This window comes from Aquabacter cavernae (genome assembly GCF_003993795.1).
In the GTDB taxonomy this organism is placed as follows: domain Bacteria; phylum Pseudomonadota; class Alphaproteobacteria; order Rhizobiales; family Xanthobacteraceae; genus Aquabacter; species Aquabacter cavernae.
This window is the reverse complement of sequence record NZ_RWKV01000016.1, coordinates 379,833-403,757: the sequence shown is the minus strand read 5'-3', so window position 1 is coordinate 403,757 and position 23,925 is coordinate 379,833. Positions and strand designations below refer to the sequence as shown.

At 67.6% G+C, this 23,925-nt stretch carries 18 protein-coding genes; 13 read left to right on the top strand and 5 right to left on the bottom strand.

Annotated features, from left to right (window positions below):
- Positions 1-160: 160 nt before the first annotated feature.
- The 3 genes from EJJ38_RS17565 to EJJ38_RS17555 form a co-directional block, all read right to left on the bottom strand.
- Positions 161-1,177: an FUSC family protein gene (locus EJJ38_RS17565; protein ID WP_127091590.1), complete on the bottom strand. Its 1,017-nt coding sequence runs from the start codon at positions 1,175-1,177 to the stop codon at positions 161-163.
- Positions 1,174-1,746 carry a cysteine hydrolase family protein gene (locus tag EJJ38_RS17560; protein ID WP_127091588.1) on the bottom strand — a complete coding sequence of 191 codons (573 nt, stop codon included), beginning with the start codon at positions 1,744-1,746 and terminating at the stop codon, positions 1,174-1,176. The genes EJJ38_RS17565 and EJJ38_RS17560 overlap by 4 nt, the downstream gene beginning before the upstream one ends.
- A gap of 119 nt (positions 1,747-1,865) precedes the next feature.
- Entirely contained in the window at positions 1,866-3,359 is a 1,494-nt protein-coding gene (locus EJJ38_RS17555) for an MFS transporter (protein WP_127091586.1), read from the bottom strand.
- Between the two features lie 638 nt (positions 3,360-3,997).
- Here EJJ38_RS17555 and EJJ38_RS17550 point away from each other — a divergent pair.
- From EJJ38_RS17550 to EJJ38_RS17505, 10 genes are all read left to right on the top strand, one after another.
- Positions 3,998-6,787, top strand: coding sequence for a bifunctional aconitate hydratase 2/2-methylisocitrate dehydratase (locus EJJ38_RS17550; RefSeq protein ID WP_127091584.1), 2,790 nt, complete (start codon positions 3,998-4,000; stop codon positions 6,785-6,787).
- A gap of 190 nt (positions 6,788-6,977) precedes the next feature.
- Positions 6,978-7,415: a YqaA family protein gene (locus EJJ38_RS17545; RefSeq protein WP_127091582.1), complete on the top strand. Its 438-nt coding sequence runs from the start codon at positions 6,978-6,980 to the stop codon at positions 7,413-7,415.
- Positions 7,416-7,709: 294 nt separating this feature from the next.
- A complete protein-coding gene (locus EJJ38_RS17540) occupies positions 7,710-8,282 on the top strand; it encodes a GbsR/MarR family transcriptional regulator (RefSeq protein WP_127091580.1) in 573 nt (190 codons plus the stop codon).
- Positions 8,283-8,426: 144 nt separating this feature from the next.
- Positions 8,427-10,052: a thiol reductant ABC exporter subunit CydD gene (gene cydD / locus EJJ38_RS17535; protein ID WP_127091578.1), complete on the top strand. Its 1,626-nt coding sequence runs from the start codon at positions 8,427-8,429 to the stop codon at positions 10,050-10,052.
- Positions 10,049-11,737 carry a thiol reductant ABC exporter subunit CydC gene (gene cydC / locus EJJ38_RS17530; RefSeq protein WP_127091576.1) on the top strand — a complete coding sequence of 563 codons (1,689 nt, stop codon included), beginning with the start codon at positions 10,049-10,051 and terminating at the stop codon, positions 11,735-11,737. Before cydD ends, cydC begins: the two co-directional genes overlap by 4 nt.
- Before the next feature lie 108 nt (positions 11,738-11,845).
- The gene (locus tag EJJ38_RS17525; RefSeq protein WP_127091574.1) at positions 11,846-13,420 is read left to right on the top strand and encodes a cytochrome ubiquinol oxidase subunit I; all 1,575 of its coding nucleotides are present in this window, start codon (positions 11,846-11,848) and stop codon (positions 13,418-13,420) included.
- Between the two features lie 4 nt (positions 13,421-13,424).
- Positions 13,425-14,579 (top strand): cytochrome d ubiquinol oxidase subunit II, encoded by a 1,155-nt coding sequence (gene cydB, locus EJJ38_RS17520; protein ID WP_127091572.1) that lies wholly within the window; start codon positions 13,425-13,427, stop codon positions 14,577-14,579.
- Positions 14,580-14,656: 77 nt separating this feature from the next.
- Positions 14,657-14,770, top strand: coding sequence for a cytochrome bd-I oxidase subunit CydX (gene cydX / locus EJJ38_RS17515; protein ID WP_127091570.1), 114 nt, complete (start codon positions 14,657-14,659; stop codon positions 14,768-14,770).
- A gap of 315 nt (positions 14,771-15,085) precedes the next feature.
- Positions 15,086-17,155: a methyl-accepting chemotaxis protein gene (locus EJJ38_RS17510; RefSeq protein ID WP_164738556.1), complete on the top strand. Its 2,070-nt coding sequence runs from the start codon at positions 15,086-15,088 to the stop codon at positions 17,153-17,155.
- A 195-nt stretch (positions 17,156-17,350) separates the two neighbouring features.
- Entirely contained in the window at positions 17,351-17,950 is a 600-nt protein-coding gene (locus tag EJJ38_RS17505; protein WP_127091566.1) for a cupin domain-containing protein, read from the top strand.
- Between the two features lie 64 nt (positions 17,951-18,014).
- Here the strand turns inward: EJJ38_RS17505 and EJJ38_RS17500 are convergent, their stop codons facing one another.
- Together EJJ38_RS17500 and EJJ38_RS17495 are read right to left on the bottom strand one after the other, a co-directional pair.
- On the bottom strand, positions 18,015-19,220 hold the full coding sequence (locus EJJ38_RS17500) for an NAD-dependent formate dehydrogenase (protein ID WP_127091564.1): 1,206 nt from the start codon (positions 19,218-19,220) through the stop codon (positions 18,015-18,017).
- A gap of 204 nt (positions 19,221-19,424) precedes the next feature.
- On the bottom strand, positions 19,425-20,324 hold the full coding sequence (locus EJJ38_RS17495) for a LysR family transcriptional regulator (protein WP_127091562.1): 900 nt from the start codon (positions 20,322-20,324) through the stop codon (positions 19,425-19,427).
- A 200-nt stretch (positions 20,325-20,524) separates the two neighbouring features.
- Between EJJ38_RS17495 and EJJ38_RS17490 the strand changes: the two genes are divergently transcribed.
- The 3 genes from EJJ38_RS17490 to EJJ38_RS17480 all read left to right on the top strand — a co-directional run bounded on the left by EJJ38_RS17490 (position 20,525) and on the right by EJJ38_RS17480 (position 23,909).
- The gene (locus EJJ38_RS17490) at positions 20,525-21,751 is read left to right on the top strand and encodes an alpha/beta hydrolase family protein (protein ID WP_164738555.1); all 1,227 of its coding nucleotides are present in this window, start codon (positions 20,525-20,527) and stop codon (positions 21,749-21,751) included.
- A 236-nt stretch (positions 21,752-21,987) separates the two neighbouring features.
- Positions 21,988-23,052, top strand: a complete 1,065-nt coding sequence (locus tag EJJ38_RS17485; RefSeq protein WP_245454317.1) for an NAD(P)-dependent alcohol dehydrogenase — start codon at positions 21,988-21,990, stop codon at positions 23,050-23,052.
- Complete coding sequence (locus tag EJJ38_RS17480; RefSeq protein ID WP_127091558.1) at positions 23,046-23,909, top strand: universal stress protein; 864 nt, start codon at positions 23,046-23,048, stop codon at positions 23,907-23,909. Before EJJ38_RS17485 ends, EJJ38_RS17480 begins: the two co-directional genes overlap by 7 nt.
- Positions 23,910-23,925: the final 16 nt, after the last annotated feature.

Below are 23,925 nucleotides of genomic sequence, written 5' to 3'. Positions count from 1 at the left end.
GGTGCCAACGAGAGGGCGCCGCAGGTGACCCGCCCGGCGGTGTCCCTGGCGGAGGTCGGGAATCCAGGCCGGAACGGCGGTTGCGGCCGAAACGCGCCCGGAAAGAGGCCCGCTTCGCAGTCGAAATGCCGCTGGTCACAAGCCCGTCAACGCCTTCCACCTAGCCACCCTCCTGCGCCTTGGCCGCACGGCGCCAGATGGCTTCGGTGAGCGCCACGGCGGCGAGGCCGAAGGCGCCGCCCATGATCACGTTGGCGACGCGCTCCTCCGCGATGCCGTGCGCGCCCCCGCCGAAGGCCGCCGCGAGCGCAATGAGGAAGCAGCGCGAGCCGAACCCCACCACGTAGCGGGAGAAGGCGATGAGGGTGAGGATGGCGCCGAGCACCGCAAGCGAATAGCCGAGCCGGCTCGCCGGTAGGGCCAGGCCCACAAGAAGGCCGAGCGGGGCGCCGATCAACGCGCCCATGGCCCGCATCTTCAGCTTGCCGGTGGTGGCGGAGAGGTCGCCCACGATCACGCTGGCCGAGGACCAGATCAGCCACTGCCCCTGTGCGATGTCGAACGCCTCCACCAAAGCGGCGGCGGCGAGGACGGCGAGCGCGGTTGCACCTGCGGGCAGAAGCCAGTTGGCGGCGGCCGGCCCATAGTCGGGCGGGGCACCCGCCGGGCGATTGCGGTCGAGAACCTGCCCGGCGCACACCAGCGCCAGCGCCACGGGAGACAGGGCCACGATGAGCGCCGCATGGCGCCACGCCTCGTCCATCCCCGCGCCCTCGCGCACCTCGCAGGCGAGATAGACGGCGGGGATGAACACCCAATTGCCGAGGCTCCGCAGCTCGTTTCCATAATGCGTCACCGCGACCGCGAGGAAGGCCGCAAGCGCCGTGAGAAGTACGAAGACGGGCTTGAACGGCAGGGCGATGAACAGGACGGAAAAGACGGCGAGGATCACCAGGAAATGCAGCGCCACCATTTTCGGCCCGAGCCGCAGCTTGCGCGCGGGGACGAACAGGGAAATGGCGATGAGGCCCAGGCTGAGCAGGGCCGTCTCGCCCGAGACGAGATAGGCCACCACCAGCGGGCCGATGACCGCCAGGGCGTGAAGCACCTCGCGGCTCTTCACCTCGCGCGCGAGAAAATCGCGCAGCTTCGCCGCCGGAGCCTCGAATCCGCTCATAGGCCGGCCAGATCCTCCGCGCGCACCATGCGCGCGATCCGCGAGAGCAGGTGGAGGGAGGCGGCATGCTCCTCCGCGTCGGCGGCGGCGCAGGCGTCTTCCACCACCACCATCTCATAGTCGCGGTCATGCCCGTCCCGCACGGTCGCCTGGACCGCCCAGGCGGTGGAGACGCCGCACACCACCAGCCGCTCCACATGGTTGACGCGCAACAGCGCTTCGAGGCCCGAGGCATAGAAGGCGCTGACGCGCGGCTTGAGGATGACCGCGTCGGACGGCGTCGCGCCCAGGGCCGGGTGGAATTCCGTTCCCCAGCCTCCGAGCTTCAGCGCTCCGAGCTGGGCGGCGCGGCCGAAGATCGGGCTGGTCTTGGGAGCCGCCGCATATCCCTCGGCGAAGCCCACCCGCACGAGCACCGTGAGCCAGCCCCGCTCCCGCGCCGCTGCCAGCGCATCATGGGCCTTCGCCAGCGTACCGCGCGCGGCGATCTCGGCGGCGGAACCCGCGATCTTGCCGGCGGGATCGACAATGTCGTTGATGAAATCGAGAGCGACGAATGCCGTGGTCATGTTTTCCCCCTTGCAGGCCCTCCCCGGAAAAGGCCCGCCGACACACTATAGACCCGCCCGCCCTTATGGAGGGCGGTAGCCGAGCGCGACCGAATGTCAGCGCCCCGGGCGGGCACACCTCAATCGGAGGTCGCTGTATTGTTCTCGCTTTGGCGCGCCACCTGCCGCGCGGCATAGCCGGTGGCCATGGCCGCCAGCACTACCATGGCCGCCAGCAGCGGCAGGCTGTCTCGCACCGCCACGAGCATTTGCGGGCCGCTTGAGGACATCCAGGTTCGCGTGGCCTCGCCGGGACCCTCCAGGTTCAACGCCAGCATGGTCGCGCCGCCGGCAACACCGAGGCAGGTTCCCAGCGCGCGCATCAGGTTCAGCAGCGCACCGGCGGGGCCCGATTGGGCCGCCGGGACAGCCGCGAGCGCCACATGATTATTGGGTGCGATGAACAGGCCGAGACCCACGCCGAACAGCGCATAGGCGGTGGCATCGAACAGAAAGTGATCCTCGACCCGCCCGAGCGTGGCAATCAGGAGGGCGACGGCCGCGAAGCTGATCGCCATGCCGGCCATGCCGACCCAGCGCATGCCCAACCGTTCCGTCACGCTGTTGCTGAACGGCGCCGTCAGCCCGATGGCCACCGGAATGATGGCGAGGTGCAGGCCCGCCGTGCCGGGCGGCAGGCCATAGCCGTGCCCCTGCGCGAAGGACATGACAAAGAACATGCTGAACAGCAGCGCATAGCCGAGCGCCACGCCCGCCGCGGCGCTGCAGAATGCGGCGCTCCGGAACAAGGCGGGATCGATCAAGGGCGTCGGGAAGATGCGCTCCCTGCACACCAGCAGCGCGAGCAACAGCGCGGCCAAGGCGAGCCCAGCGAGCGTCACCGGCGCGCCCAGCCCCCAGGTCGAGACATGATTGAGAATGGCTACGATCAGCATCAAAGCGGGGCCGATGAGGAGCGCGCCGCCCCAGTCGAACGCGCGCTCCGGCTGCATGCCGGTGCTTCGGGGCAAAGCCAGCCAGCCGACGATGACGGCCAGCGCGCCGACCGGGACGGTCAGCCAGAAGATCCATCGCCAGCCGAGCGAGGCGAGTATCAGGCCGCCCAATGCCGGCCCCGCGCTCATGCCCACGGCCTGGGCCGCCGCGAACCAGCCCAGCGCCCGCCCGCGCTGGGCCGGCGAGATGGTCTTCACCAGGATCGCGATGCTGTTGGCGCCGAGGAGCGAGCCGCCCACGCCCTGCAGGAAGCGGAAGACCAGCAATTGCTCGAAGCTCGCCGCGGAGCCGCACAGGGCGCTGGCGAGAATGAAGATCAGGTATCCCGCGATGTAGAGCGTCTTGCGGCCGAACATCTCGCACAGGCGGCCGAAGATGGGCAGGAATGACACGAACGCCGCGAGATAGGACAGCGCGATCCAGCTCACATGCTCAAGGGAGGCGTCGAAATAATGCCCGAGGCTCGGCAAGGCGAGCTGGACGATGGTGGCGTCCAACTGCCCGACGAAGGCGCCCATGGAAACGAGGCCGACCACCAGCCAGGGATGCCATGCCTGACGCTCAAGCCAGGGAAGCGGGGCGGGTTCTGTCGTGAGCCGGGTGATCAGGAGAGACATTCAAGGACCGGATGGGTGAGCGCCATCAGCACGTCGTCACGTCAGTGCGGAGCAGGATCCAGCCCAGGGGCCTCATGGTCGCCTCGTCATCGTGTTCGGTTCTGAGTCGCGCGGATTTATATCCCATCCTCAGGGTTCCGGAATGGCGAACGGCACGGTCCGGCCGATGTGGATGGGCACGGGCGTGCCTGTCGAGGCCAGGGCGGCCGCATCACTTTTCTGCGATCCGGAATGGCGGTCTGGAGGCATTCCAAAAATATCGAACCGCCACTCGCGTGCATCGCACAATCGCTCATTGTCGAAATCTGCGACAAGTCAGGCCGAACTATAAGTTAAATACCCATATAAATCGCATAATTCGAAAATATAATTGTGAAATACTTATCCGTCATGCCGGTCGTAAGACAAAGTGGGCTGAAAGATTTGACTTCCACGAAGCCGGCCCGACATGCATGAGCGTGGGCATTGCGAGCGGTCCCATGCTGAATCCGGGGTGCCATTTTTTCGCTGAAATGTGGTACCTAATCGGCTGGCTTTCGTTGGCGCAGCCGGGGTCCACCGGACCCCAGGCCGACCGACAACACCGATTTGGCGGCGCTGTGTTTCAGCCCCATGCACCTCAGGACGTTGGGATAGCGATGACTCTCTATTTAGATTACCTGGCCGAAATCGAAGGCAGAAAAACCCAAGGTCTCGCTCCCAAGCCGATTGATGATGGCGTTCTTGTTGAAGAACTCATCACGCTGATTAAAGATGCCGGCAGCGAGCACCGCGCCGATGCCCTCAACTTCCTCATTTACAACACGCTGCCCGGAACCACGAGCGCGGCGCGGGTGAAGGCGGCCTTCCTGAAGCAGGTCATCCTGGGTGAACTGATCGTCCCGGAGATCACGCCCACCTTCGGCCTCGAACTGCTGTCGCACATGAAGGGCGGCCCGTCGATCGAGGTGCTGCTCGACATCGCCCTCGGCGATGACGCCGTGCTCGCCCAGCAGGCGGGCGAGGTGCTGAAGACCCAGGTCTTCCTCTACGACGCCGACATGTTCCGCCTGCGCGACGCCTACAAGGCGGGCAACGCCGTCGCGAAGGGCGTCCTGGAGAGCTACGCCAAGGCCGAGTTCTTCACCAAGCTTCCGGATGTCGCGGACGAGATCAAGGTCGTGACCTTCATCGCCGCCGAAGGCGATATCTCGACCGACCTCCTGTCGCCGGGCAACCAGGCGCATTCGCGCTCGGATCGCCAGCTGCACGGCCAGTGCATGATCACCCCCGAGGCGCAGCAGGAAATCGTGGCGCTGCAGCAGCAGCATCCCGACAAGCGCGTCATGATGATCGCCGAGAAGGGCACCATGGGCGTGGGCTCATCGCGCATGTCCGGCGTCAACAACGTGGCGCTGTGGACCGGCAAGCCCGCCAGCCCCTATGTGCCCTTCGTGAACTTCGCCCCCATCGTGGCGGGCACGAACGGCATCTCGCCCATCTTCGCCACCACCGTGGACGTGACCGGCGGCATCGGCCTCAATCTGAAGAACTGGGTCAAGAAGATCGGCGAGGACGGCAAGCCGATCCTCAACAACGAGGGCAATCCGATCCTTGACCAGAAATTCTCCGTGGCGACCGGCACCGTCCTGAAGATCGACGCCAAGGGCAAGAAGCTGCGCGACGAGAATGGCGAAGAGCTGGTGGACATCGCCGCCGCCTTCACGCCGCAGAAGATGGAGTTCATGAAGGCCGGCAGCTCCTATGCCATCGTCTTCGGCAAGAAGCTCCAGACCTTCGCCGCCCAGACGCTCGGCGTCGAGCCGACCCCGGTCTTCGCTGCGAACAAGGAAATCACCGTCGAAGGCCAGGGCCTGACGGCGGTCGAGAAGATCTTCAACCGCAACGCCGTCGGCGTGACCCCGGGCAAGGTGCTGCACGCGGGCTCGGATGTGCGCGTGAAGGTGAACATCGTCGGCTCGCAGGACACGACCGGCCTGATGACCGCCCAGGAGCTTGAGGCGATGGCGGCCACCGTCATCTCCCCGCTGGTGGACGGCGCCTATCAGTCGGGCTGTCACACCGCGTCCGTCTGGGACAAGAAGGCCCAGGCGAACATTCCCAAGCTTATGTCCTTCATGAACAATTTCGGCGTGATCACCGCCCGCGACCCGAAGGGCGTCTATCACGCCATGACGGACGTGATCCACAAGGTGCTGAACGACATCACCGTGGATGACTGGGCGATCATCATCGGCGGCGACAGCCACACCCGCATGTCCAAGGGCGTGGCCTTCGGCGCGGATTCCGGCACCGTGGCCCTGGCGCTTGCCACGGGCGAGGCCACCATGCCGATCCCGCAGTCGGTCAAGGTGACCTTCAAGGGCAAGATGAAGCCCTGGATGGACTTCCGCGACGTGGTCCATGCGACCCAGGCGCAGATGCTCCAGCAGCATGGCGACAACGTCTTCCAGGGCCGCATCATCGAGGTCCATATCGGGACGCTGCTGGCCGACCAGGCCTTCACCTTCACCGACTGGACGGCCGAGATGAAGGCCAAGGCGTCCATCTGCATCTCGCAGGACGAGACGCTGATCGAGTCTCTGGAGATCGCCAAGTCGCGCATCCAGATCATGATCGACAAGGGCATGGACAATGCCGCCGGCACGCTGAAGGGCCTGATCGCCAGGGCCGATGCGCGCATCGCCGAGATCCGCTCGGGCGAGAAGCCGGCTTTGACCCCCGACGACAATGCGAAATACTTCGCCGAAGTCGTGGTGGATCTGGACCTGATCGACGAGCCGATGATCGCCGACCCCGACGTGAACAACAACGACGTCTCGCGGCGCTATACCCACGACACCATCCGCCCGGTTTCCTATTACGGCGGCGCCAAGAAGGTGGACCTGGGCTTCGTGGGCTCGTGCATGGTGCATAAGGGCGACATGAAGATCGTCGCCCAGATGCTCAAGAACCTTGAAAAATCTCAGGGCAAGGTCGAGTTCAAGGCGCCGCTCGTCGTCGCCGCCCCGACCTACAACATCATCGATGAGCTGAAGGCCGAAGGGGATTGGGAAATCCTGCAGAAGTATTCGGGCTTCGAATTCGATGATGCGAAGCCGAAGAACACGGCGCGCACCGAATACGAGAACATCCTCTATCTGGAGCGCCCCGGCTGCAATCTTTGCATGGGCAACCAGGAAAAGGCGGAGAAGGGCGACACGGTGCTCGCGACCTCGACCCGCCTGTTCCAGGGCCGCGTTGTCGAGGACACCACCGAGAAGAAGGGCGAGTCGCTTCTCGCCTCGACGCCGGTTGTGGTGCTCTCCGCGATCCTCGGCCGTACGCCCAGCGCTGACGAGTACAAGGCCGCTGTGGAAGGCATCGATCTGACCAAGTTTGCGCCCCCGCAGACCCCCAAGATCGACGCCCTGTCCGTGCAGTACTAGGACCGGGCGACAGTCTCGCCTTGAGTTCTTCTGAGACCGAAATCATGCCCGGGCTTGTCCCGGGCATGATTTTTTTGAGAGCCGCGCGCGCTGACGTCGTGACCGTCGATCCGCATCTTCGGACAATCTCGCGCATGCCCCGTTCATGGCTCCGGGAGGGCGCCCGATACGCCCCATGTGACGCGCGCCCATGATGAGCCTTACCGTCTATGCCGGGCTGTTCCTGACGGCGCTGGTGGCCGCGACGCTCCTGCCGATGCAGTCGGAGGCCGCGCTCGTCGGCCTGTTGCTGACCGATACGTATCCCTGGTGGGCCCTCGTCGCCGTGGCCACCGCCGGAAACGTGCTTGGCTCCATGATCAACTGGCTTCTTGGGCGCGGAATCGAGCGCTACCGGGATCGTCGCTGGTTCCCGGTGGGCAAGCGGTCCCTCGACCGCGCACAGGGCTGGTACCAGCGATATGGAAAATGGTCGCTCCTTTTGAGCTGGGCGCCCATCGTCGGTGATCCGCTCACCGTCATTGCCGGGATCCTGCGCGAGCCGTTTGCCATGGTCCTGCTGCTCGTCACCATCGCGAAGCTCGGCCGCTATCTGGTGATCACCGCCATCACATTCGGCCTGACATGACCCCGCCGGGGTGCGGCTGTGGGCTGATCGGTATTCAGGTCTCGGGATGGATTTCGGTCTTCTAGGACCGCCAAGCCTGGGCTTGTCCTGGGCATGACGCCGTGTCCTAAAAGAGCCGTCCCCACCGCTCCAGGCCACCGTCCCGCACGGGGCGCTTCAGGGACATTCCTTCGAGTTTGACGAGAATCAATGTGGCGCCCCGGCCGGGCGGGCACAGGGAAAGGGCAGGGCCGTCTGGCCCGCATCGGTTCGTAGATTTCAGAATTTTCTGAAATTTCTGTCGAATGGAAAGCAATGAACCTGCCGTCCACGATCCAGGCTTTCGTGCTGCATTTCGGTGAAATGGGCAGCCGGTGGGGCATCAATCGGACGGTAGGGCAGATTTATGCGCTGCTGTTCCTCTCGCCGGAGCCGCTGTGCGCCGACCAGATGGTCGAGGCGCTGGATATCTCCCGCTCCAATGTCTCCATCAGCCTGCGGGAGCTGCAGGCCTGGAATCTGGTGCTGCTCAAGCACCTACCGGACGACCGGCGCGATTTCTTCACCACGCCGGGCGATGTCTGGCAGATCCTGCGCACGCTCGCGGAGGAGCGCAAGAAGCGCGAGGTGGATCCCACGCTTTCCGTGCTGCGCGCAATCCTGATGGAGGAGCCGCAGACCCCGCAGGAGCGCCATGCCCAGGCCCGCATGGCCGAGATGCACGGGCTCATCAAGCAACTCACCACCTGGTATGACGACGTGAAGGGGCTGGAGACCGCGCGGCTCGCCATGCTCCTGTCCATGGGCCGCAAGATTTCCCGGCTGGTGGAGGGCGCCGACAAGGTGGTCTCCCTGGGCCGCTCCCGTCCCCGGCGGGAGACGGACTGAGCCATGGGCGCACCGTCCATCCGCCTCGAACGCGAGACTGCCGCGCCCCCGCGCGCCGATGCGCCGCCAAGCAAGCGTGCCCGGTCACGGGCCACAGGTCGTGCGCCGTCCCGCGCGGGGCAGGGCACGCCGCGGGGCGTGAAGATGGGCGGGTTGCTCCAGGCTCTGGCGACCCTGATCTGGCTGCCCCAGGCCGCGCTCATCGCCTTTTCCATCGATCACCTCGCGAACGGCGCGGGCGTTGAGGCCATCCTGCCGGCCGCTGCTGGCGTGCTGGCCCTCGGCCTTGTGCGGGCCGCCCTGGAAAGCGTTGGCGCGCGCCTCGCCTTCCGCGCGGCACGGCGGGAATTGTCGCAATTGCGCGCCGAGGCGGGGCGCGCCCTTGCGGCCCGCTCGCCGCTCGATGCCGGGCGGGTGGCTTCGGGGGCGGCGGCCAGCGCCCTGGCCGAGCAGGCCGAGTCCGTCGTACCCTATCGCAGCCGCTTCATGCCCGCGCGCATGCGCATGGCGCTCGTTCCCCCGGTCATCCTGGCGGCGATCCTGCCCTTTTCCTGGGTTCCGGCTTTGCTGCTCGTGGTGGCAGCCCCGCTCATTCCCCTGTTCATGGCCCTGGTGGGCTGGCGCGCGAAGGCGGCGAGCGAACAGCAGATGGTGGAAGTGGGCGGCATGAATGCCTTCCTGCTGGACCGGCTGCGCGGGCTCGCAACCATCCGCGCGCTGGACGCGGTGGACCTCACCGCCAGCCGCCTCAAGGCGAACGCCCTGGCGGTGAAGGCCCGCACCATGGCGGTGCTGCGCATCGCCTTTCTCTCCTCCGCCGTGCTGGAGCTGTTCTCCGCGCTCGGCGTCGCCATGGTGGCGGTCTATGTGGGCTTCCACCTCCTGGGCGAGCTGACGTTCGGGGCCTGGGGCGCGCGCCTCACGCTGGGCGAGGGATTGTTCATCCTGATGCTCGCCCCCGCCTTCTTCGAGCCGCTGCGCGACTACGCCGCCGCCTGGCATGACCGCGCCTCGGGCCGCGCCGCCTTCGAGGGGCTGGAGGCTTTGTCGGGCGCCGGCATGGCCTTGCCCGGCGCGGATCATGTCTTGAGGGCGGACGCATCGCCCGTCCCGTCCGATGCCCGGCCGGAGGGCGCGTTGGACGTGCGCCTCACCGGGGTCGGCTTCGCCCATGCGGGCCGCGATGCACCGGTGCTTCAGAACCTCGATCTCGTGGTCCGCGCGGGCGAGCGGGTGGCGGTGATGGGGCCGAGCGGGGCGGGCAAGTCCACCTTGCTGGCCCTTCTGGCGGGCCTCGCCCCCGCCACGGGCGATATCCATCTGGGCGGTACCCGGCTTGGCGCCGCCACGGCCGGGGCGCTGCGCGCGCGGATCGGCTTCATCGGGCAGGCGCCCCATGTGTTTGCGGGCACACTGGGCGGCAACATCACCCTCGGCCGCCCCGGTTTCGGCGACGCGGCGCTCGCGGCGGCCATCACGCGCGCGGCGCTCCCGCGCGGGGCTGAGGCCCACAGCAGCGTGGGCGAGGGCGGCATCGGTTTTTCCGGCGGCGAGGTGCGGCGGCTCGCAGTGGCGCGCGCGGCGCTCGATCCGCGCGTCGGCCTCATCCTGGCCGACGAGCCCACGGCCCATCTCGATGCGCAGACCGCGCGGGAGGTGAGCGCGGCGCTCCTCGCCTTCGCGGAGGAGCGCACCCTCATCGTCGCCACCCATGATCCCGCGCTGGCGGCACGCATGGACCGGGTGATCCGGCTGGGAGGCGGCGCATGAGCCTGATGGGCGATCTGAAGCCGGTGGTCCGGCTGTTCCTGGCCGAGCGTCGCGGCATGCTGGCGGGCGGGCTCGCCTGTGCCGCGCTCACCATTCTCGCGGGCATGGCGCTGCTGGGCATTTCCGGCTGGTTCATCACCGCCACGGCCCTTGCCGGCCTGTCCACGGCCACCGCCGTGATGTTCGACGTGTTCGCCCCGGCGGCCGCCATCCGCCTGCTGGCCATCGGCCGCACCGGCGCGCGCTATGGCGAGCGGCTCACCACCCATGATGCGGCGCTGACCCTGCTGGCGGGCCTTCGGGAGCGCCTGTTCCGGGGCTGGGCGCAGCCGGGGGCGGCCCGTGCCCTGGAAGCCCGGCCCGCCCGTCTGCTGTTTCGCCTTACGGCGGATATCGATGCGCTGGATTCGCTCTATCTGCGCCTCGCCGTGCCGCTGGCCGCAGCCGTGGCCGCCTTGCTGGCCACGGGCATCGCGCTCGGCCTCATGGAGCCGCGCCTGGGATTGGCCGTGGCCGGAGTGCTGGCCGTGGCGTGGCTCGGGCTGCCGCTGCTCGCGGCGCTGCCCGCCCGCCGCCCGGCCCGGCGTCGGGCCCATGGGGTGGAGACCCTGCGCGCGGATGTCATCGACCTCGTGGCCGGGCAGGCGGAGCTTGCCATGGCGGGCCGCCTTCCGGCCCAGCAGGCCGTGCTCGCCGCTTCCGATGCGGCGGTGGCAATGGCGGACGATGCCCTGAACCGCATGGAGGTGCGCACCGCCTTCGGCTTCGGCGCGGCGGGTGCGCTCGCCCTTGCCGGCACGCTGGTGGGGGTCGCCGCGCTGATGGAGCACGGCGTGATCGGTGCGCCCGTGGCTGCGCTCGGCGTGCTGGTGCCGCTCGCGGCGCTCGAACCCTTCGCCGCCTTCCGCCGGGGCGCACTGGAACTGGGGCGGACCCTGCTCGCCGTGCGCCGCATCGGCCCCCGTTTGCGCGAGGCGGCGCCTGCCGCGCGCCCGGCTCTTCCGTCGCCCGGTCTCGCCGCCCGGCTTTCGGGCGTTGAGGTGCGCCATGCGGGCCGCGCCGTGCCTGCCGTGCAGGGTATCGATCTTGATGTCGCGGCCGGGAGCCGGGTCGCTCTGGTGGGGCCCTCGGGCGCCGGAAAGTCTACGCTCCTCGCGCTGCTGGCGGGCGAAATCGCGCCGAGCGCGGGCACGGCGGAGGCGCTCGCCGCCACCCTTCTCACCCAGAGGACGCAGCTGTTCCACGACACCATCGCCGACAATCTGCGGCTGGCGGCCCCCACGGCCGGTGAGGAGCGCCTCTGGCAGGTGCTGGAGGAGGTGGGGCTCGCCGCCGCCATCCGCGCTTTGCCGTCCGCGCTGGAGACCCCCATGGGGGAGGCAGGGCTTGGACTTTCGGGCGGGCAGGGGCGCCGCCTCGCGGTGGCGCGGCTGCTGCTGCGCGACACGCCGCTCTGGCTGCTGGACGAGCCCACGGACGGGCTCGACGCGCGGACGGCGCGCCACCTGCTCGACCGCGTGGGCGTCGCGGCCGAGGGGCGCACGCTGGTGATCGCCACCCACATCCGGCGCGAGGCGGACCTCGCCGACCGGCTGGTGGTGGTGGAGGACGGGCGGATCGTCCGCGTGTGGGCGCGGGGCGAGGCGGGCTTTGCTGCCACGCTCGCCGCCCTGCGGGCGGACTGAGCACGGAAAAATACGCGCACGGGTTGTGCAGCGGTTGAGAAGGGCCCCCGTCGTCACGGCGGGTGAGCAAAGGGAGAGGACGCCGGGGAAGACCTGACGGGGATGCCTATGGAACTCGATATCGTCGCCTTGTCGCGCCTGCAGTTCGCAATGACGGCGCTGTACCATTTTCTCTTCGTGCCGCTCACGCTGGGGCTTTCGGTCCTGCTGGCGATCATGGAGACGGTCTATGTGATGACCGGCCGCCGCATCTGGCGGCAGATGACCAAGTTCTGGGGCACGCTGTTCGGCATCAATTTCGTGCTGGGCGTGGCCACGGGCATCGTCATGGAATTCCAGTTCGGCATGAACTGGAGCTATTACAGCCATTATGTGGGCGACATCTTCGGCGCGCCGCTGGCCATCGAGGGCATGATGGCCTTCTTCCTGGAGGCGACTTTCGTCGGCCTGTTCTTCTTCGGCTGGGACAAGATGTCGAGGGTGGGTCATCTCATCGCCACCTATTGCGTGGCGCTGGGCTCGAACCTGTCGGCGCTGTGGATCCTCATCGCGAACGGCTGGATGCAGAACCCGGTTGGCGCGGTCTTCAACCCGCAGACCATGCGCATGGAGATCGCCAATTTCTATGACGTGATCTTCAATCCGGTGGCGCAGGCGAAGTTCGTGCACACCGTGTCGGCCGGCTATGTGGTCGCCTCCATGTTCGTGCTGGGCGTGTCCGCCTGGTACCTGCTGAAGGGCCGCCACATCGACATCGCCAAGCGCTCCATGACAGTGGCGGCCTCGTTCGGCCTCGCCGCCTCTCTGTCGGTGGTCGTGCTGGGCGATGAAAGCGGCTACCTCACCACCGAGCACCAGCGCATGAAGCTCGCGGCCATGGAGGCCATCTGGCACACCGAGGAGGTGCCCGCGCCCTTCACCGTGGTGGGCTTCCCCGACCAGGACGCGCGCAAGACCTATTATTCGGTGGAGATCCCCTGGGTGGGCGGCCTCATCGACACCCGTTCGCTGACCACCCCCGTGGTGGGCATCGAGGAACTGGTGGAGCGCGCCAAGGGCCATATTGCGCGGGGCATCCTCGCCTATGACGCGCTCCAGAAGATCCGCGCGGCGGGGTCCGCCGGGGTTCCGCCCGAGGTGACGAAGACCTTCGAGGAGAACGGCAATCTTCTGGGCTATGCCCTGCTGCTGAAGCCCTATCTGGACGATCCGCGCCAGGCGACGCCTGACCAGATCGCGAAGGCGGCGTGGGATACGGTGCCGGAAGTGGCGCCCCTGTTCTGGACCTTCCGGATCATGGTGGCGTGCGGCTTCTATTTCATCGCCTTCTTCCTCACCTTCTTCGTGCTCTCGGCCCGCCGCCAGCTGACGCGCTTCCCGCTTCTGCTGCGCGTCGCGGTCCTGTCCATCCCATTGCCCTGGCTCGCGGCGGAATGCGGGTGGTTCGTGGCCGAGTTCGGCCGCCAGCCCTGGATCATCGAGGGCATCCTGCCCACCGCCTCGGGGGTCTCAAGCCTCGGTGCCTGGACGGTCCTCATGACCATCTGCGGCTTCGCGGCGATCTACACCATCCTGTTCATCATCGAGATGACCCTGATGGTCCGCGCCATCAAGAAGGGCCCGGAGCCCGACACGAAGCCGGAAGCGGTGCTCGTGGACAACCGCCTCGTGCCTGCGGAGTGAAGCCATGATCCTGACAGATCTCATCGCCTATGACGTCCTGCGGCTCATCTGGTGGGTCCTTCTGGGCGTCCTGCTCATCGGCTTCGCCATCGCCGACGGCTTCGACCTGGGCGTCGCGACGCTGCTGCCCTTCGTGGGCCGCACGGACCTGGAGCGGCGGGTCGTGATCAACACGATCGGTCCGGTCTGGGAAGGCAATCAGGTATGGCTGATCCTCGGCGGCGGCGCCATCTTCGCCGCCTGGCCGGCGCTCTATGCCACGTCCTTCTCGGGCTTCTACCTCGCCATGTTCGCGATCCTGGCGGCGTTGATCCTGCGGCCCGTGGGCTTCAAGTATCGCAGCAAGCGGGAGGATGCGGCCTGGCGCACGCGCTGGGACTGGGCGCTGTTCGTGGGCGGCTTCGTGCCCGCGCTCATCTTCGGCGTGGCGGTGGGCAACGTGCTGCAGGGCGTGCCGTTCCACTTCGACATGGACCTGCGGGTGTTCTACGAGGGCAGCTTCTTCGGCCTGCTGAACCCCTATGCGCTGCTGTGCGGGCTGCTCTGCGTGGTCATGCTCACCACCCACGGGGCGAGCTGGCTCATCTTCAAGTCGTCCGGCCCGGTGGCCGAGCGCGCCCGCGCCATCGGCTCGGTCACCGCGCTCCTCACCATCGTGCTGTTTGCGCTGGGCGGCGTCGGCCTGCTGCTGTTCGTGCCCGGATACGTCATCACCAGCCCCATCAACGTGCTGGGACCGTCCAATCCGCTGCTGAAGACCGTGGTGGTGGAGACGGGCGCGTGGTTCGCCAACTATGCCGCCCATTCCTGGATGCTGGCCGCGCCCGCGCTCGGCTTCCTGGGGCCGCTCGCCACCTTCGTCTGCCTGCGGGCGCGGTGGGAGGGGCTCGCCTTCATCACCTCGGCCCTGGGCATCTTCGGCATCATCTCGACGGTGGGACTGTCCATGTTCCCCTTCATCCTGCCGTCTTCGCTGGATCCCAGGTCCAGCCTGACGGTGTGGGATACGTCGTCCAGCCATGTGACGCTGTTCATCATGCTGGTGGTGACGGTGATCTTCCTGCCCATCATCCTGGCCTATACGGCCTGGGTCTACAAAGTGCTGTGGGGCAAGGTGGATGAAGCCTCCATCACCGACAAGAGCGGCCACGCTTACTGAACTATTCCCTGAATATCGCAATTCCCCACGCAAAACCGCGCACACTTTTGCGGGAATTGCTCTAGGAGACCGAACCGATGTGGTACTTCGCCTGGATTCTCGGCCTCCCGCTGGCGGCGGCCTTCGCGGTGCTCAACGCCATGTGGTACGAGTTGATGGAAGAGGACAAGACGCGCGGGCAGGCCAGATAAGGCCCTTTCCCGCGATCCTGTCCTGAGAGGTCAGGGCGTTCGGGCCGGTCTGCCTAGCGGGCCGGTTCGGGCGCCCTTTCCGTTTCGGGCGGGCGCGTGGCGCCTGCCGGCCCGCCGGGCCTTTCGCCGCCGCACCATGTTCCTCCAATTTGGATCCAATACCGGACCGGGCGGTACCCGTGCGACATGTTCGCGCAAGCTTGAGCATTTTGAGTATCCGCAAAATCAAGAACGGAACTCTTTTGGCGCGCCTGATCGCGCCCGGCAATTCGCGAGGGGAACATGGTCCGATTGGTACAAATGAGGCTAAGTACCTTGCTCAGCGCCCTCGTGGGTGTTCTGGCATTGGCCCTCGTGGCGATCTGCATATGGTCTGTTTCGGAGCGCTATTCGGCGCTGCGCACCGCGCAGGACGCGGTCGAGCTGAGCACCTATGACAAGCGGATCTTCACGGCATTGCAGGCGTTTCGCTATGAGCGCGGCGATGTCAGCTCCGCCCTCCGGATGGAGCCTTCGGCGGCCACCGCCATCGTTGCCAGCGTGAAGACCCGCCGTGTCGTGGTGGACGGCGAGGTCCAGGCGGTCCTGAACGCCGGCAGCATCCCCGCTGACCATTGGGCACAGGCGGCGGCCAAGCTGAGGGCGAGCTTCGAGGCGCTGAAGGCGCTGCGCCTTCAGGCGGATGCCGAGTTGGCCAAGCCGCTCGCCAGCCGCGACGCGGCCTTCGCCAATGCCTTCCTGTCCGCCATGGGCGTGTTCATGAAGACGCTGGAGGAAACTTCCGAGGTGCTGGCGGAAGCCGTGCAGCGGCATGATTCCGAGGTGGGAAGTTTCCTGTTCGCCAAGAAGATGGCCTGGGAAGTGCGCTCCGCCTATGGCCAGCTGGCGCTGAACATCCTCACCGCCTTGGTGGAGAAGCGGCCCTTCACTCCGGCCGAGAATTTCGACACCGCCGGCATCAATGCCCGCGCCACCGCCTTCTGGGAGACGACGCGCGATCTCTATCGCGTGGTGGAGACCGGCCCGGCCCTCCAGGAGGCCATGAAGGCTGTCCAGACGGGTTATTTCACGGGCACCTTCTCCGACATGCAGGCCGCCGCCTTGCGTGACCTGACGGCCGGAAAAGCCGCGTCCATTCCCTATACCGACTTCCGGAGCAACCTGACGCCCGCGCTCGACACCATCAGCGCGGTCGCCTCGGCCTTCGCCGACCAGGCGGTGGCGTTCGCCCAGGCGCAGACCGACGCGGCGCTGCGCGCTTTGTTCATCTTCGCCGGCATCCTGATCCTGGCGGTGGTGGTCTCGGTTGGCGGCTTCATCATGGTGCGCAGCCGCGTCACCACGCCCATCAACCGCATCACCACCTCCATGGAGGAGATTTCCGGCGGCAATCTCGCCGCCGAGATCCCCTATGGCGGGCGCCAGGACGAGATCGGCGAGATGGCCGATGCGCTCCAGGTGTTCCGCGACGGCCTTGCGGAAGCCGAGCGGCTGCGCGGAGAGCGGCTTGCCGCCGAAGCGCGGGCCCGCGACGAGCGCAAGACCGAGATGGCTGCCCTTGCCGACCGCTTCGACGCGGCGGTGGGCCAGATCGTGGACATGGTCTCTTCCGCGGCCACCGAGTTGCAGGCGGCGGCCAGCACCCTCGCCCATTCCGCCGAGGAGACCACCAGCCGTGCCACCGCCGTGGTGGCGGCGGCGGAGGAAGCCTCGGTGAACGTGCAGGCGGTGGCCTCCGCCGTGGAGGAACTGGCGGCCTCGGCCGCGGAGATCGGCAAGCAGGTGACCCAGTCCACCAGCGTCGCCGGTCGCGCGGTGTCCGAGGCGGACGGGGCCAATTCCCGCATCACCGGCCTCAAGTCCGCCGCCGACCAGGTGGGCGCCGTGGTGGGGCTGATCGGCGAGATCGCCGCCCAGACCAACCTTCTCGCCCTCAACGCCACCATCGAATCCGCCCGCGCCGGAGAAGCGGGCCGGGGCTTCGCCGTGGTGGCGCAGGAGGTGAAGGGCCTCGCCGAGCAGACCGCCAAGGCCACCGCCGAGATTTCCGGCCAGATCACGGGCATGCAGGGGTCCACGGGCGATGCCGTGACCGCCATTGCCGGCATCAGCCGGACCATCGGCGACATGAGCCACATCTCGTCCGCCATCGTCGCGGCGGTGGAGGAACAGGGCGCGACCACCTCGGAAGTGGCCCGCAACGTCCACCAGGCGGCGCTGGGCACCCGCGAGGTGACGGAGAACATCGCCGGCGTGACCCAGGTCGCGCAGACCTCCTCCTCGGCGGCCACCCAGGTCCTGGCCTCCGCCTCCGAGCTTGCCAAGCAGTCCGAGACGCTGCGCGTGGAGGTGTCGCGCTTCCTCGACACCGTGCGTGCTGCCTGATCCCCTGCCCGGGTAATGTGACCACCGGGCAGAACCGCCGGGCGCCCCTCTCCACCGGGAGGGGCGCCTTGCGTTTGCGGTCCCGCCAGTCGGGAGCCTGGGCATGACAAGCGCCGGCAAAAGTGTGCTAGCTAACCCCTATGTTCCGCCGGCTCGGCCTGCGGAAGCGGGTCGGGCAGGCAGTCGGGCGGAGCGATGGACAGCGAAGGGGTGGGCGCGGCCGGCATGTCGCCGGACAGTCGGATTCAGGTGGGTACGCGGTTGCGCCATGCCCGCCTCACCCTGGGCGCACGATTGAAGGACGTGGCGGAGGCGGCGAACTGCTCCGAGAGCCTGCTGTCCAAGCTCGAAAACAACAAGATCCGCCCCTCGCTGAACATGCTCTCGCGCATCTGCGACGCGCTGAACCTCACCATCGGCCAGCTGTTCGAGACGCCGGACGCGGAAGAGACCGTGGTGGTGCGCGAGGATGCGCGCGTGGTGGTGGAGCTGGGCACGGGCGCGGACACGGGGGTGCGCATGGAGCGCCTCATTCCCTATAGCAAGGGCCACCTGCTCCAGAGTTCCGTCCACGTCATCGCGCCGGGCGGCAGCAGCGATGGCCTCGTCAGCCATGACGGGGAAGAGGTGGGCTATGTGCTGGCGGGAACCATCGAGCTGATCCTAGCGGATCGCACCTATCGCGTGGGGGCGGGGGATTCCTTCATCTACCGCTCCGAACTGCCCCACGGCTATCGCAATGTGGGCGAGGGCGAAGCGCGCATCCTGTTCGTGAACACGCCGCCCACCTTCTGACGCGCAAAAAGAAGGGCCGGCCCGAAGGCCGGCCCAGTGCGTCGTCACCGGGTAGGATTGACGATCAACCCGCCTTGCGGAACCGCGCCGCTTCCTCCGAGCCGCCGGTGGCATTGCCGGCGCTGTAGGAATGGGCGCCCACGCCCGCCAGCTTGCCGCCATCCACGATCAGATATTCGTCGCGGATCGGCCGCCCTTCGAGGAAGCATTCCAGGATCTCCCGCGTGCCCGCCGCATAGCGCGTCTGGGCCGAGAGGGAGGTGCCGGAAATGTGCGGGGTCATGCCCTGGTGGGGCATGGAGCGCCAGGGATGGTCCTGGGGCGCGGGCTGGGGGAACCACACATCGCCCGCATAGCCGGCGAGCTGTCCGTTTTCCAGGGCCTGCACGATGGCGTCCCGGTCGCACAGCTTGCCGCGCGCGGTGTTCACCAGATAGGCGCCGCGCTTGAACAGCTTGAGCGTCTCCGCGTTCACCATGTGCTCGGTCTCGGGGTGGAGCGGGCAGTTGAGCGTGACCACGTCGCAGGCGCCGTACAGCTCCTCGCGGGTGGGGTGCCAAGTGAGGTTCAGCTCGGCTTCCACCTCCGCCGGCAGGCGGTGGCGGTCGGTATAGTGCAGGTGCATGTCGAAGGGCTTGAGGCGGCGGAGCACCGCAAGGCCGATGCGCCCCGCCGCTACCGTGCCCACATGCATGCCCTCCACGTCATAGGAGCGGGCGACGCAGTCGGCGATGTTCCAGCCGCCCTTGCGCACCCAGTCATGGGAGGGGAGATAGTTGCGCACGAGGCCGAGGATCATCATGACCACATGCTCGGCCACGCTGATGGAATTGCAGTAGGTGACCTCGGCCACCGTCACGCCCTTCTCCATGGCGGCCTGCAGGTCCACATGGTCCGAGCCGATGCCGGCCGTGAGGGCCAGCTTCAGCTTCGGCGCCTTGGCGATGCGCTCGGCGGTGAGATAAGCGGGCCAGAAGGGCTGGGAGATGACCACGTCGGCATCGTGCAGCTCGCGCTCCAGCACGCTGTCGGGGCCGTCCTTGGAGGAGGTCACCACCAGCGTGTGGCCGTTGGATTCCAGGTATTTCCGCAGGCCCAGCTCGCCGGAGACGGAGCCCAGCAGGGCGCCGGGGGCGAAGTCGATGCCCTTGGGCGTCGGCAGCGTCTGGCCGCCGGGATAATGGTCGATCCGGGGAAGATCGTCGCGGGCATAGCTCTTGGGCATGCCGTCGATGGGATCGTCGTAAAGAACACAGACAACCTTGGCCATGATTTCCTCCTGTTCTGGGACAGGCCGCTTGCGGCGCGGGCTGAGCCTGCGTGCCGTGTCGGCCTTGGAAGGGAGGAGGCGTGCGCCGGCGCGGCTTCCGTCCTACAGGTCCCAGTGAACCGAAGGCGGGATGACCCGTCCAATCGTTTGCTCGGAAGAATTCATAGACGGGACGGATGAAGTCCCAGTCACGCATCGCCCGCGTCAGGCGGCCGAGGCATGGTCGCGGGCGAGCCGGAACAAGGCGGCGGCGACGGGCGGGGGCGGGTCACGGTCGCAGATGGCGAGGCCCACCGGCTGGACGCCCGAGGGCTCCACGAACGGCACGGCTACCAGCCCCTCGATCCAGCTCCGGCTCTGGGCCTCGGAGGCGGGCAGGATGCTGCTCCATTGCCCCGAGCGCACCATGGCCCAGACGCCCGCGAAGCTGTTGGCCTCGATGCGGGGCTGGACGGTGACGCCCGCTTCCCCGAACAGCCGGTCCAGGATGCGCCGGTTCTGCATGTCGCGGGTGAGCAGGCACAGCGGCAGGCGCGCGGCCTCCTCCCAGGTCACGCGCTCTCCCTTCACGCTGCGCTCCCGCAGCTGCGGGTCGCAGGTCACCAGCACATAGGTTTCCGCATAAAGCTGCACGCTGCGCACGCGCGCCAGCGGCTCATTTTCCAGATAGGTGACGCCGGCATCGATCTCCAGATCGTCCAGCCCCTTCTGGATGGCGGCGGAGGGCAAAGACTGGATCTGCACCTGCACCAGGGGATGGCGGGCGCAGAAGGCGTTCACCAAAGGCGGCAAGGCGGGCAAAGCGGTGGGGATGGCGCCGATCCTGAGCGCGCCGGTGAGGGAGGATCCCACCCCGGACAATTCCTGCCGCAGCCCGTCATGATCCGCCACGATGCGCTGGGCCCAGCCGAGGATGCGCTGGCCCTCCTCGGTGAGGCCGAGAAAGCGATGCCCGCGAATGACCAGCGGCACCCCCAACTCCTCCTCCAGCTTGCGGATGCCGGCGGACAAAGCGGGCTGGGAGACGCTGCACGACTCTGCCGCCCGGCCGAAATGCGCCTCGCGGGCGACTGCAACCAGATAGCGAAGCTGACGGATGAACATGGGCCCTCTCCCTCGGGCCCTGTTCCTGCGGCCGTGCCCACCATGCCGGAGCGCGCCGCCCGCGTCACTCCGGGAGAGGAGTTCTTTCGCAGCGCTTTCCTAAAAATCAAGTGACTTGAATAATCGCGCGACGCCTCTAGTCTCACGTCATGGCCAAGGCCGACAGAGCAAGGCCCACACAGAAAGAACCGGAGCGGAGCATGGCGGAAGAGCTACTGATCGACCAGCAGATGGATGTGACCCACGGCGTCTACCAGCCCTATGGCTGGCACCATTGGCCGCAATTCCCCTGGATGAGTTACCAGTTCCGCCGCGCGCTGGGCGAGACGCAGGAAGGCGGCGGCGCCGTCTCCGAATGCTTCCTCGCGGCCAGCCGCATGATCCCCGGCGACCAGGAAAGCTGGCATCGGGAATGGAAGCGCATCGCCGACTTCAATCAGGAGCGTGGCGACGCGGCGTTCGCCAAGGGCCATGTGCGCACCGCCATGAATTGCTGGCTGCGGGCCGTGAACTATTACCGCCACACCGAATTCTGGCTGGACTATTCCGACCCGCGCCGCCTGCCCGCCTTCACCGAGATGGAGAATTGCTCGCGCAAATATATCGAGAACCTCAATCCCGCGGGCGAGGTGCTCCAGATCCCCTATGAGGACGGCAAGACGCTGTTCGCCTATTTCGTCCGCGCGCCCTTCGACACCGGCAAGCAGCCGGTTCTGATCTGCATGGGCGGCCTGGATTCCATCAAGGACGAGATGTGGTTCATGCAGGCCCATGCCGCGCTCCAGCGGGGCATCTCGGTGCTGATGATCGACGGTCCCGGCCAGGGCGGCACGCTGCGCCGCCACAAGCTGACCACCCGGCCCGATTATGAAGTGCCCATCGGCAAGTGCGTGGATTATCTCCTCACCCGCGACGACATCGATCCCGCGCGCATCGCGGTGTGCGGCTCCTCGCTGGGCGGCTATTACGCGGCCCGCTCCGCCTGCTACGAGCACCGCCTCGCGGCGGCCATTTCCCACGGCGCCATCTGGTCGATCCCCGAATTGTGGGCGACCGCCACCGAGGAGCATGGCCTCGCCGACCATATCAAGACCGTGTTCGGCGCCGAGGGCGTGCGCGCGGCCATGGAGAAGGCGGCGCCCTTCACCCTGGACGGGCACCTCGAAAACATGCAGTGCCCCTATCTCATCGTCCATGGCGGCTATGACGTGCTGGGCGTGACCTCCGCCACGAAGGTCTACGACTATGCCAAATCCAAGGGCGTGGACGTGACGCTCCGCCTCGTCACCGAGGAGGAGACCGGCGCCGACCATTGCCAGCACGACAATCCCACCATGGGCCAGGAGCTGATGGCGGACTGGCTGGCGGACGTGTTCGGCATCGACGAGCGCGCGCTGCGCAAGAAGATGATCAACAGCTTCATCTGAACGCACGCCGGGGCCGTCCCCGCCCCGGCGTGTCCGACCCGCCGCGCCGAGAGCCACATGGTGCTCCCGGATGCGGCGGGTTGAGACAAGTCAAAGCCCGGTTCTGCCGCCGGGGCCATAAAGGCGTCGCCTCACTTAAGGAGGGCGCCATGGCGACCCAATCGACGGCGGACCTTTTCGGCGCGGAGCAACCGGAGGCCTCCCGGTCCCGGCCCGCGCGGCCCCAGGTGCGGAAGATGAAGGCGGCGGTGTTCGTGGAACCCGGCCGCATCGTCCTGGAGGACAAGCCGGTTCCGGATGTGGGGCCGCTCGATGCCCTCATCCGCGTCACCACCACCACCATCTGCGGCACGGACGTCCATATCCTGAAGGGCGAATATCCCGTGGCGAAGGGGCTCACCATCGGCCACGAGCCGGTGGGCATCATCGAGAAGCTCGGCTCCGCCGTGAGCGGCTTCCAGGAAGGCCAGCGCGTCATCGCCGGCGCCATCACGCCGTCCGGCTATAGCGCCGCGTGCCTGTGCGGCTGTGCCTCCCAGGATGGGGCGGGCACCAAGCACGGCTTCAAGGCCATGGGCGGCTGGCGCTTCGGCAACACCATCGATGGGGCGCAGGCGGAATATCTCCTCGTGCCCGACGCCATGGTGAATCTCTCTCCCGTGCCCGACGCGCTGAGCGACGAGCAGGTCCTCATGTGCCCGGACATCATGTCCACCGGCTTCTCCGGCGCCGAGAGCGGCGGCGTGCGCATCGGCGACGCGGTGGCCGTGTTCGCGCAGGGCCCCATCGGCCTGTGCGCCACCGCTGGCGCGCGGCTCATGGGCGCGACGCGCATCATCGCGGTGGAAAGCATTCCCGCCCGCCAGGCCATGGCGCGCCGCCTCGGCGCGGACGACGTGGTGGATTTCTCCGCAGGAGATCCCGCGGAACAGATCCTGGCGCTCACCGACGGGCGCGGCGTGGACGTGTCCATCGAGGCGCTGGGGCGCCAGTCCACCTTCGAGGCGGCCCTGCGCGTGCTGCGGCCGGGCGGCACGCTCTCCTCGCTGGGCGTCTATTCGTCGGACCTCACCATCCCGCTCGGCGCCTTCGCGGCCGGGCTGGGCGACAACCGCATCGTCACCACGCTGTGCCCCGGCGGCAAGGAGCGCATGCGCCGCCTCATGGAGGTGGTGGCCACGGGCCGGGTGGACCTGCGCGGTCTCGTCACCCACCGCTTCCGTCTCGATGACATCGAGACGGCCTATGATCTCTTCTCGCATCAGCGCGACGGCGTGCTGAAGGTGGCCATTTCATGCTGAACGACCCTGCGCAGGCTCCGGCCGCGACCCGCTCGGACCTGCCGACCCTGACCCTGGTGACATGCGCGGAAGATGCGGTCGCCGCTTATGCCGCCGTTGAACTCGCCCGCACCCTCGGTGCCTCCCTGCGCGCCGCCTGTCTCGTGCCGTCCGTGCGGGTGGCGAGCCTCGCCCAGGTGGAGGTGCGCTACGATCTGGTGGAGGCGGAGCAGCGCGACGCGCTGGAGCATGCGGACGTGGCGGCGAAGGCCCTGGTCCGCGAGGCCCAGGCGGTGGGCATCGCCGCCGAGGCTCTGGCCATCAGCAAGGAGGAGCCGGTCTGCGATGAGACGCTCACCGATCTCCTGCGGCTGAGCGACCTCGTTGTGGTGCCCCAGCCCCAGCCGGGCGTGCCGCGCGCCACGGACGAGGCGTTCGAGGACCTTCTGACGGAATCCGGGCGACCCTGCCTCATCATCCCCTATGCCGGGCGACCCCGCATCCCGTTCCGCACCGTGACCGTCGCCTGGGACGGCAGCGCGCCCGCCGCCCGCGCTTTGGCGGATTCCCTGCCGCTGCTGCGGCGGGCGGAGGTGGTGGACGTGGTGCGGGTGGCGAAGGATTTCGCCCCCGATGGCGCCCGGCTCGCCGCCCGCGTCACCGCCTATCTGGCGGCGCACGGCATCGAGGCGCGCTTCCGCACCCTGGTGAGCAGCACTCCCTTCTCCGACACCATCCTGTCCCACATGGCGGATACCGGCTCGGACCTGCTGGTCATGGGCGCGTACGGCCATTCCCGGCTGCGGGAAGCGCTGGTGGGCGGGGCCAGCCGTGGCATACTCGCCTCCATGACCGTGCCGGTCCTCATGTCCCACTGAGCGGCCTGCCGGGCCG

Excerpts from the sequence above, each read along its gene's own strand:
- EJJ38_RS17565 (WP_127091590.1), bottom strand. The coding sequence starts at position 1,177 with ATGAGCGGATTCGAGGCTCCGGCGGCGAAGCTGCGCGATTTTCTCGCG.
- EJJ38_RS17560 (WP_127091588.1), bottom strand. The coding sequence starts at position 1,746 with ATGACCACGGCATTCGTCGCTCTCGATTTCATCAACGACATTGTCGAT.
- EJJ38_RS17555 (WP_127091586.1), bottom strand. The coding sequence starts at position 3,359 with ATGTCTCTCCTGATCACCCGGCTCACGACAGAACCCGCCCCGCTTCCC.
- EJJ38_RS17550 (WP_127091584.1), top strand. The coding sequence starts at position 3,998 with ATGACTCTCTATTTAGATTACCTGGCCGAAATCGAAGGCAGAAAAACC.
- EJJ38_RS17545 (WP_127091582.1), top strand. The coding sequence starts at position 6,978 with ATGATGAGCCTTACCGTCTATGCCGGGCTGTTCCTGACGGCGCTGGTG.
- EJJ38_RS17540 (WP_127091580.1), top strand. The coding sequence starts at position 7,710 with ATGAACCTGCCGTCCACGATCCAGGCTTTCGTGCTGCATTTCGGTGAA.
- cydD (WP_127091578.1), top strand. The coding sequence starts at position 8,427 with ATGGGCGGGTTGCTCCAGGCTCTGGCGACCCTGATCTGGCTGCCCCAG.
- cydC (WP_127091576.1), top strand. The coding sequence starts at position 10,049 with ATGAGCCTGATGGGCGATCTGAAGCCGGTGGTCCGGCTGTTCCTGGCC.
- EJJ38_RS17525 (WP_127091574.1), top strand. The coding sequence starts at position 11,846 with ATGGAACTCGATATCGTCGCCTTGTCGCGCCTGCAGTTCGCAATGACG.
- cydB (WP_127091572.1), top strand. The coding sequence starts at position 13,425 with ATGATCCTGACAGATCTCATCGCCTATGACGTCCTGCGGCTCATCTGG.
- cydX (WP_127091570.1), top strand. The coding sequence starts at position 14,657 with ATGTGGTACTTCGCCTGGATTCTCGGCCTCCCGCTGGCGGCGGCCTTC.
- EJJ38_RS17505 (WP_127091566.1), top strand. The coding sequence starts at position 17,351 with ATGGACAGCGAAGGGGTGGGCGCGGCCGGCATGTCGCCGGACAGTCGG.
- EJJ38_RS17500 (WP_127091564.1), bottom strand. The coding sequence starts at position 19,220 with ATGGCCAAGGTTGTCTGTGTTCTTTACGACGATCCCATCGACGGCATG.
- EJJ38_RS17495 (WP_127091562.1), bottom strand. The coding sequence starts at position 20,324 with ATGTTCATCCGTCAGCTTCGCTATCTGGTTGCAGTCGCCCGCGAGGCG.
- EJJ38_RS17490 (WP_164738555.1), top strand. The coding sequence starts at position 20,525 with ATGGCGGAAGAGCTACTGATCGACCAGCAGATGGATGTGACCCACGGC.
- EJJ38_RS17485 (WP_245454317.1), top strand. The coding sequence starts at position 21,988 with ATGAAGGCGGCGGTGTTCGTGGAACCCGGCCGCATCGTCCTGGAGGAC.
- EJJ38_RS17480 (WP_127091558.1), top strand. The coding sequence starts at position 23,046 with ATGCTGAACGACCCTGCGCAGGCTCCGGCCGCGACCCGCTCGGACCTG.